Annotated in this window: 7 protein-coding genes; 1 reads left to right on the top strand and 6 read right to left on the bottom strand. The window is 73.5% G+C overall.

The features are described 5' to 3' along the window. Positions 1-30: 30 nt before the first annotated feature. The 6 genes from M0638_RS06865 to M0638_RS06840 form a co-directional block, all read right to left on the bottom strand. A complete protein-coding gene (locus M0638_RS06865; RefSeq protein ID WP_248666220.1) occupies positions 31-972 on the bottom strand; it encodes a dihydrodipicolinate synthase family protein in 942 nt (313 codons plus the stop codon). Positions 973-1,046: 74 nt separating this feature from the next. Further along, positions 1,047-1,379, bottom strand: a complete 333-nt coding sequence (locus tag M0638_RS06860; protein WP_248666219.1) for a DUF3325 domain-containing protein — start codon at positions 1,377-1,379, stop codon at positions 1,047-1,049. A gap of 11 nt (positions 1,380-1,390) precedes the next feature. Next, positions 1,391-3,028, bottom strand: coding sequence for a PepSY-associated TM helix domain-containing protein (locus tag M0638_RS06855; RefSeq protein ID WP_248666218.1), 1,638 nt, complete (start codon positions 3,026-3,028; stop codon positions 1,391-1,393). Further along, positions 3,025-3,396 carry a DUF3649 domain-containing protein gene (locus M0638_RS06850; RefSeq protein WP_248666217.1) on the bottom strand — a complete coding sequence of 124 codons (372 nt, stop codon included), beginning with the start codon at positions 3,394-3,396 and terminating at the stop codon, positions 3,025-3,027. The genes M0638_RS06855 and M0638_RS06850 overlap by 4 nt, the downstream gene beginning before the upstream one ends. Beyond that, entirely contained in the window at positions 3,350-5,599 is a 2,250-nt protein-coding gene (locus tag M0638_RS06845; RefSeq protein WP_248666224.1) for a TonB-dependent siderophore receptor, read from the bottom strand. Before M0638_RS06845 ends, M0638_RS06850 begins: the two co-directional genes overlap by 47 nt. A 265-nt stretch (positions 5,600-5,864) precedes the next feature. Further along, the gene (locus M0638_RS06840) at positions 5,865-6,668 is read right to left on the bottom strand and encodes a GntR family transcriptional regulator (RefSeq protein WP_248666216.1); all 804 of its coding nucleotides are present in this window, start codon (positions 6,666-6,668) and stop codon (positions 5,865-5,867) included. On the opposite strand from M0638_RS06840, the gene fahA reads away from it, so the two are divergent. Next, positions 6,631-7,989 (top strand): fumarylacetoacetase, encoded by a 1,359-nt coding sequence (gene fahA / locus M0638_RS06835; protein ID WP_248666215.1) that lies wholly within the window; start codon positions 6,631-6,633, stop codon positions 7,987-7,989. The two genes, M0638_RS06840 and fahA, sit on opposite strands and share 38 nt — an antisense overlap. The last annotated feature ends 97 nt before the right edge of the window (positions 7,990-8,086 follow it).

Raw genomic sequence — 8,086 nt, 5'->3', positions numbered from 1 at the left:
GGTCCGGGGAGGGCTCCGCCCTCCCCGCCGTCACGCCGCCAGCTTCAGCGCCCGCTTGTCGAAGCGCGCGACGCGCGAGAGCAGGTACTCCACCTCGGCCTTCGCCCTGGCGCTCAGCGCCGAGCCCGGCTTGCGCTGCGCGTCGGAGGCGATGATGCCGCGCCGCGCCAGCACGTACTTGCGCACGGCGAGGCCGATGCCGCCCATCTGCTGCTCGTAGCGGATCAGCGGCAGATGCGCGTCGAACAGGTCGTGCGCTGCGTCGCGCTGCCCCTCGCGGGAAAGGCGCACGAGATCGACCAGCATGTCGGGGAAGGCGTAGCCGGTCATGGCGCCGTCGGCGCCGCGCTCCACCTCGAAGTCGAGGAACAGCCCGCCATTGCCGCAGAGGATCGAGACGTGGCGCATCGAGCCGTCCGCCTCGAAGCCGCGCAGCGCGGTGATCTTCTCCAGCCCCGGCCAGTCCTCGTGCTTGACCATCACGCAGTTCGGGTTGGCCATGACGATGCGGCGGATCACCGCCGGCGTCATCACCACGCTGAACTGCGCCGGGAAGTCCTGCACCACGAAGGGCACGTCCGATCCGATCGCCTCGGCCGCCTGGGCGTAGTAGGCGACGATCTGGTCGTCGGTGCGCAGCGTGTTGGGCGGCGCGATCATCACGCCGGCAGCCCCCACCTCCATCACGCCGCGCGCCAGGGCACGCATCGCCGCGAAGCCGGGCGCCGAGACGCCGATGATGACGGGCGCGCGGCCGGCGCGGCGGATGATGCGCGTCGCGACGTCGAGCGCCTCGGCGCCGTCGAGCTTCGGCGCCTCGCCCATCACGCCGAGGGCGGTGATGCCGTCGCAGCCGGCCTCCAGGTAGAAGTCGGTCATGCGGTCGGTGGATGCCTCGTCCACCCGGCCGTCCGGGTGGAAGGGCGTCGGGGCGATCACGTAGACGCCATGCGCGGTTTCATCGAGCGCCATGCTGCTTCTCCGGCCGGTTCGCGTTGCGGGGGCGCACTAGACACCCGGCGCCGCGTCCTGTCACGCCGGGGCGGTCAGGCGCGCAGCACGGCCAGCAGCGCCGCCAGCGGCAGCATGACGGGACCGAGCAGCGCCGCGGCGCGCGGGGCATAGGGCAGCAGCAGCGCCAGCGGCAGCACGGCGGCGGTCAGCACGCCGCACCACAGCACGGTGCCGTAGCCCCAGCCCTCGGCGAGGATGCAGGGCACCGGCGAGGCCGCCAGCAGCAGCCAGCCGGCGATCCGCAGCGCCCGGCGGCGACGCGGCGGCACGCGGCGGGCCTGGAACACCTGCTCGTGGTGGCGCTCCATCGCGAGGCAGAGCGCGGTGAAACCCGCATAGGCCAGCGCCAGGGACAGGAAGCTCAAGCGGGACCCCTCTATTCCGCCGCCACGGGCTCGCCATGCCGGGCGGGCTGGCTCGCCCTGTCCGGCTTCGCCCCCGGCCTGGAACCCGGCCCGGCACCCGGCTTCGCCCTGGGGGCGGCGCCAGGCCGGTGCCGCGCCACGATCCGGGCGATGGCCGCCAGCGCCAGCCCGATCGCCAGCAGGCCGAGGTCGAAGCCGGCGCGCCCCCAGTCGCCCGCCGGCAGGGTCACGCCGAGATGCGTCGTCGTGGTCAGCGCGTTCAGCAGGGGCAGCAGGCCGAACAGCAGGGCGCCGGCGGCGAACTGCTCCACCCAGGCGCGCCGGCCGCGGCGCAGCAACGGGTGCAGCAGGCAGAGCCCCCAGGCGATGAAGAAGCCGTGGATCTCCCACTCGTCGCGCGCCGGCAGGTCGAGCGGCAGCAGCCGGTTGGCCCAGAACATCGTGGCCATGGCGACGGGCAGGCCGGCGATGGCGGCGACGTTGAGGTGCTCGACCAGCCGCACGCCGAAACCCACCCTTCCGCGCTTGGCCGCCTGCTGGCGCGTCTTGACCGCCCAGAGCACGCAGCCCGTGGCCACCATCGCCGTGCCGGCGAGGCCGGAGAGCAGGAACAGCGCGCGCAGCAGCGGCCCGCCGAAGCGGCCGACATGCAGCCCGTACATCACGCCGCGCGTCTCGGCGGCCGGGCGGGAATCGTCGCCGGCGGTGGAGAGCAGCGCGCCGGTGGCGCCGCTGAACACCATGATCTGCGGGTTGAAGGAAAGGCGCTCGGAATCGCTGCGGGTGAGCTGGATGGTGCTGTTGGCGTCGCCCGGGTTCTGCACCTGGATGCGCCCGGCGGTGCCGCCGTTCCAGTGGCGGCTCGCCTGCTCCAGCAGCGGCCCGACCGGCACCAGCGGCGCCGGCACGCCGGCGGGGCGGGCGGGGCGGGCGGTGCCGAACACCTCGGTGTTGAAGGCCGCGCGGTCGCCCCGGTAGGCCGCCTCGCCGCCCCAGGGCATCGTCATGAACATCAGCGTGACGAGGCCGGTATAGGTGATCATCAGGTGGTAGGGCAGCGCCAGCACGGCGGCCACGGCGTGCCCGTCGAGCCAGGAGCGGTGCCCCTTGCCGGGGCGGAAGGTGAAGAAGTCGGCGAAGATGCGCTTGTGCGTGACGATGCCGCTGACGATCGCCACCAGCATGAACATGGCGCAGAAGGAGACGATCCAGCGCGCCACGGGAACGTTCATGTAGTGGAGCTGGAAGTGGAAGCGGTAGAAGAACTCGCCGCCGCGCGTGCCGCGCGCCGCTACCGGCTCGCCGCTGCGCGGGTCCAGCACGGCCTGGCGGAAGCCGCGGCCGCCGGCGCCCGGGTCGCGCCAGAACACGTTGGCCCAGGGCTCGCGCGCCTCCGGCAGGCTGATGAACCAGGCGGGCGAGCGCGGCGCCGTGCGCGTCATGTGGTCCATCAGCGCCTGGGCGGTGGCGGCCTGCTCGGCCGGGGTCTCGGGGGCCGGGGTACGCAGCTCCGGCATCATCCAGGCCGAGATCTCGGGCTTGAGGTAGGCGGCGGTGCCGGTCAGGAACACCGCGAACAGCACCCAGCCGACCAGCAGGCCGGACCAGGTGTGCAGCCACGCCATGCTCTGGCGGAAGCCTTCCTTCATGCGAAGCCTCCGGTGAGCCAGAGCAGGGCGGCGAGCGGCAGGCCGGGCAGCAGCAGCCCGATCCAGGCGCGCCAGGCATTGCCCGCCGCGAACACCCAGACCACCGCGCCGGTGTGGATGGCGAAGCTCGCCAGCATGCCGGTCATCACCGCCTCCGGGCGCGCGGCCGGCAGCCAGAGCGCGAAGGCGATGGCGGCGAGCGAGGCCAGCGCGTAGCCGCCCAGGATGGCGGCCACGCAGCGCGAGAGGATGCCGAGCCAGCGCGGCGCGCGCGGCAGCCGCCGGCGCCGGCCGGCGGCTGCCCCGGCACCGGCGTCCGCCTCAGAAGCGGTGCCGGAGCGTGGCGAGGACGGTGCGGCCGAAGCCATACCAGCACCAGGAGTAGGTGTTGCAGGTCGAGACATACCGGGTGTCGAACAGGTTGGTGACGTTGACCTGGAGCTGCGTGCCGCCGAGGCCCGGGATCGCCTGGCCGAGATCGTAGCGGGCCATCAGATCCACCAGCGTGTAGTCCGGCACGCGCAGCGTGTTGGCCGTGTCGCCCCAACTCGCGCCGACATAACGGATGCCGCCGCCGATGCCGAGGCCCTGCAGCCGGGTGTCCGGCCGGAAGGTGTAGCTGGCCCAGGCCGAGACCAGCCAGTTCGGCACGCCGACCGGCGTTTTGCCCTTCTCGGGGATGCCGCCGACGACGGTGGTGCCGGCGAGGCCGCGGTTGATCGAGACGGTGGAGTTGCTGCTCGTCACCTCGTTGTCGAGGTAGGAGAAGGCGGCCGCCACGTCGAGGCCGGCGGCCAGGCTGGCCTTCGCCTCCAGCTCGACGCCGCGCGAGCGGATCTCGCCGGTCTGGATCGAGTAGTTGAGGTTGGCCGTGTCCGCGGTCAGCACGTTCTGCCGGCGCAGGTCGTAGACGGCGGCCGAGAACAGCGCGTTGGTGCCGGGCGGCTGGTAGCGCAGGCCGAGCTCGTGCTGCTGGCCGGTGGTCGGCTCGAACGGGCCGCCGCCACGCGCCGGCGCGAAGGTGCCCGCCTGCGGCTCGAAGCTCTCCGCGTAGGAGTAGTAGGGCGCGAAGCCGCTGTCGAACAGGTAGACGAGGCCGGCGCGGCCGGTGAAGGCGCCGGCATCCTGGTAGGCGCGCGTCTGCCGGCCCGTCGCCAGCGTCGTGGTGCGGGTGTTGGAATCGTACCAGTCGTAGCGGCCGCCGAGCTGGATCGCGAAGCGGCCCCACCGGATCTGGTCCTGCGCGTAGAGGCCGACATCGTTCTGCGCCTGGCGCGACCAGGTCTGGTAGACGAGCGGCCCGATCGTGGCCATGCCGTAGACCGGGTTGAACAGGTCGTAGCTCGGCGCCACGCCGGAGGAGCCGCTGTAGGTGCGGCTGCGCGTCGTGTAGTAGTCCACGCCCGTCAGCAGCGTGTGCCGCAGCGGCCCGGTGTCGAAGCGCGACTGCAGGTGGGTATCGAGCGTCAGCGTGTTGACGTCCACGTCGGTGCCGGTGATGGCGCGCTGCATGGTGCGGAAGTCGCGCCCGAGCGTGAGGCCCTGCGTGCCGTAGAGCTGGCGGTAGTAGCCCTGGCTGTTCGCGTAGCGCAGGCTCTGGCTCAGGGTGAGGCTGTCGTTGAAGCGGTGCTCGGCGAGGTAGCCGACCTGCCACTGCGAGCGGTTCAGCCGGTCGAAGGTGGGGTCGCCGTCCCAGCGGTTGCGCGGGATGGTGCCGTTCGGGTTGTACAGCACAGAGCCCCAGGCCGGCACCGAGCCGTAGGAGCCGCCCCACGGGTCGCGCTGGTAGAGGCCGAGCAGGGTGATGGTGGTGTCGCCGGTGGGCTTCAGGGTGAGCGAGGGCGCCACGTAGTAGCGCTGCTCGCGCACATGGTCGATCTGCGTGTCGGACTCGTAGTAGGAGGCGACGAGGCGGCCGAGCACGGTGCGCCGCTCGTCCAGCGCGCCGCTGAGGTCGACACCGTAGCGCAGCGTGCCGAAGGAGCCGCCCTGGAGCAGGATCTCGCGGTAGGGCTCCTCGGTCGGGCGCTTGCTGACCAGGTTGACGAGCCCGCCCGGCCCCGACTGCCCGTACACCACCGAGGCCGGGCCGCGCATCACGTCCACCCGCTCCAGCCGGTAGAAGTCGACGCTCGGGTTGGCGTCGCGCCCGCCGAACTGGCGCATGCCGTCGAGGAACACCGGCACCGAGAATCCGCGTATGTTGAACTGGTCGAGCCGCAGGGCGATCGCGCCGCGCGTGTCGGTGGCGACGCCGGGCGTGTAGCGCAGGATGGCGTTGAGGTTCTGCGCCGCCTGCGCCTCGATCTGGTCGCGCGTGACCACGGAGAGCGACTGCGGCGTCTCCAGCAGCGGCGTGTCGGTCCTCGTGGCGGTCGAGCTGACCTCGGCGACGAAGCCGCGCACCGGGCTGTGGCCGCGCAGCATGCCGGCGTTCACGTTCACCTCGGGCAGCGCCGCGGCGGTGGTCCCGGCCGGCACGCCCTCCTGCGCGGCCGCCCCCCTGCCGCCCCCTGCCTGGTCGGCTCCTTCCTGGGCCGCCAGCCCGGTCGGCATGCCCAGCGCCAGCATCGCCGGCAACAGGTATCCGCCCCGGCGGCAGGGCCGGGCGGCAACGGTCTCGCGCAACTACTTCTCTCCGGCAATTTTCCGGATTGTTACCAGCGTGTCACCACAAACGCAATTAGGAATCGTTCTCAATCTATGGTCGGGCACTGATATCATCCGGTCCGGCCCCTGCGGGAACGCGTCGGCACCCCCGCGCCGCCCGCGTCCGCGCGGGTGGCAACGGTCGGCGCGGCGCGGAGGAAGGCGGGCATCGTCCAGGGCGCCCCGCTCAGGCCCGCGCCGGCGGCAACGGCGCCTCGCCCAGCAGCGCCAGGAGCTGGTCCGCGGTCGTGCCGATATGCCGCGAGAGCAGCGCCGGCGCCCCGGGGTCGCGCGCCAGCGCCGCCGCCGCCAGCCCCTCGTGCGCCGCCTGCACCGCCGGCCAGTCCGCATAGGCGCTGCCGGTCACGCGGCGATAGCGCGTCTTCTGCACGTACAGGTCGTCGCAGAAGCGGCGCAGCGAGGGCAGGCCGCAGCCGGCGATCAGCGCGCGGTGGAAGGCGTGATGCCGCGCCTCGTAGCGGTCGAGCCACGCCGTGCTCTCCGGCGCGCGGCGGCCCACCTCGTGGCGCAGCAGCGAGAGGGTGGCGACGATGCCGTCCTCCCAGGCCGCGCCGCCCTCGGCCATGGCCAGGCGCAGCGCCTCCGGCTCCGCCACCTGCCGGGAGCGGGTGATGTCGAGCAGGTGCGCCCGCGTCACCGGCGGCACCGAGAAGCCCTTCTGCCCCTCCAGCGTCACCAGCCCCTCGGCCGCGAGCCGCGACAGCGCCTCGCGCAGCGGCGTGGCGCCCAGCCCGTACTGGGCCGAGAGGTCGCGCAGCCGCAGCCGCGCCGCCGGCGGCAGGCTGCCGGCCAGGATGTCGCGGCGCAGCCGGCGTGCGGCGCTCTCGGCCAGGGTGAGGTCGGGCGGGACCGCCGTCGCGGCTTCGGCGGGAAGCCCGGGCGCGTCGGCGCCGGCTGGATGTTCGATCACGGCCAGGAATTTATATTTTCCCTTGCCCGCCCCGGTCAACGCGCACATGCTGGCGCTCATGGAAACGTCTCCGGCAACGCCCGACGCCACGCACGATCCGCGCCTGCGGTCCTGGCTTCCCGCCGCCAACGCGGCAGGCTGCGACTTCCCGATCCAGAACCTGCCACTCGGCGCGTTCTCGCGCCCCGGCGAGTCGGCGACGCGGATCGGCGTCGCCATCGGCGACCGCGTGCTGGACCTGCGCGCCGCGCGCGATGCCGGCCTGCTGCACGGCCCGGCCGCCGACGCCGCCACGGCACCCGACCTGCGCCCGCTGATGGCGCTCGGCCGCCCGGCCGCGACGCAACTGCGCGCCGCCGTCTCCGCCCTGCTGCGCGAGGGCGCGCCGCGGGCCGAGGCCGCCGCCGCCGCGACCCTGCCGATGCGGGACGCGACGATGCGCCTGCCCTGCGCCATCATGAACTTCACCGACTTCATGATCTCGCGCGACCACACGGCCCGGCTCGGTGCCCGGCGCGACGCGGCGAATCCCCTGCCGCCCGCCTTCGAGCACCTGCCCGTGGCCTACCACTCCCGCGCCAGCTCCGTGCGCGTCAGCGGCGAGCCGGTGGTGCGGCCGCACGGCCAGCGGCGCGACGCGGATGGCGGCGTCAGCTTCGGCCCCTGCCGCAACCTCGACTTCGAGCTGGAGCTGGCGATCTGGCTCGCCGGCGAGAACGCGCTCGGCACGCCGGTGCCGATGGCCTCGGCGCCCTCGCGCCTGTTCGGCTACGGGCTGCTCAACGACTGGTCGGCGCGCGACATCCAGTTCCTGGAGATGGCCCCGCTCGGCCCCTTCCTCGGCAAGAGCCTCTCCACCACCGTCTCGCCCTGGATCGTCACCGCCGACGCGATGCTCCCCTTCGCCGCGCCCGCCGCGCCGCGCCCGGCCGGCGACCTGCCGGTGCCGCCGCATCTCGATTCCCCTGCCAACCGCGAATCCGGCGCGCTGCGCATCGCCATGGAGGTGCTGCTGCTCACGCCCGCGCTGCGCGAGGCCGGCGCCGCGCCGGCGCGGCTGACCGCGACCGAATTCGCCGGGCTGTACTGGACGCCGGCGCAGCTCGTCGCGCACCACGCCTCGAACGGCTGCAACCTTCTGCCGGGCGACCTGCTCGGCAGCGGCACCTGCTCCGGTCCCACCGACGATTCCCGCGCCTGCCTCGCCGAGATCCTGCTGGGCGGTCCCGTGACGCTGCCGAACGGCGAGACGCGGCGCTTCCTGGAGGACGGTGACGAGGTGATCTTCCGCGCGAAGGCGCACGCGCCGGGGGCGGTGCCGATCGGCTTCGGCGAATGCCGCGCGGCGGTGGCGCCGGCGGTGGAATGGCCTGGGGCGTAGGGCTCGACGTCCGGCGCCTGGGGAAGGCTCCGCCTTCCCCAGACCCCATCCGCCAGGAACCTCAGGTTCCTGGACCTCCGCTGGCGTTCTGCGGCCT

The sequence above is a fragment of the Roseomonas acroporae genome (genome assembly GCF_023223525.1).
GTDB lineage: Bacteria > Pseudomonadota > Alphaproteobacteria > Acetobacterales > Acetobacteraceae > Roseomonas_E > Roseomonas_E acroporae.
Note: the sequence above shows the minus strand (reverse complement) of the source record. Positions and strands in the feature narration are given on the sequence as shown.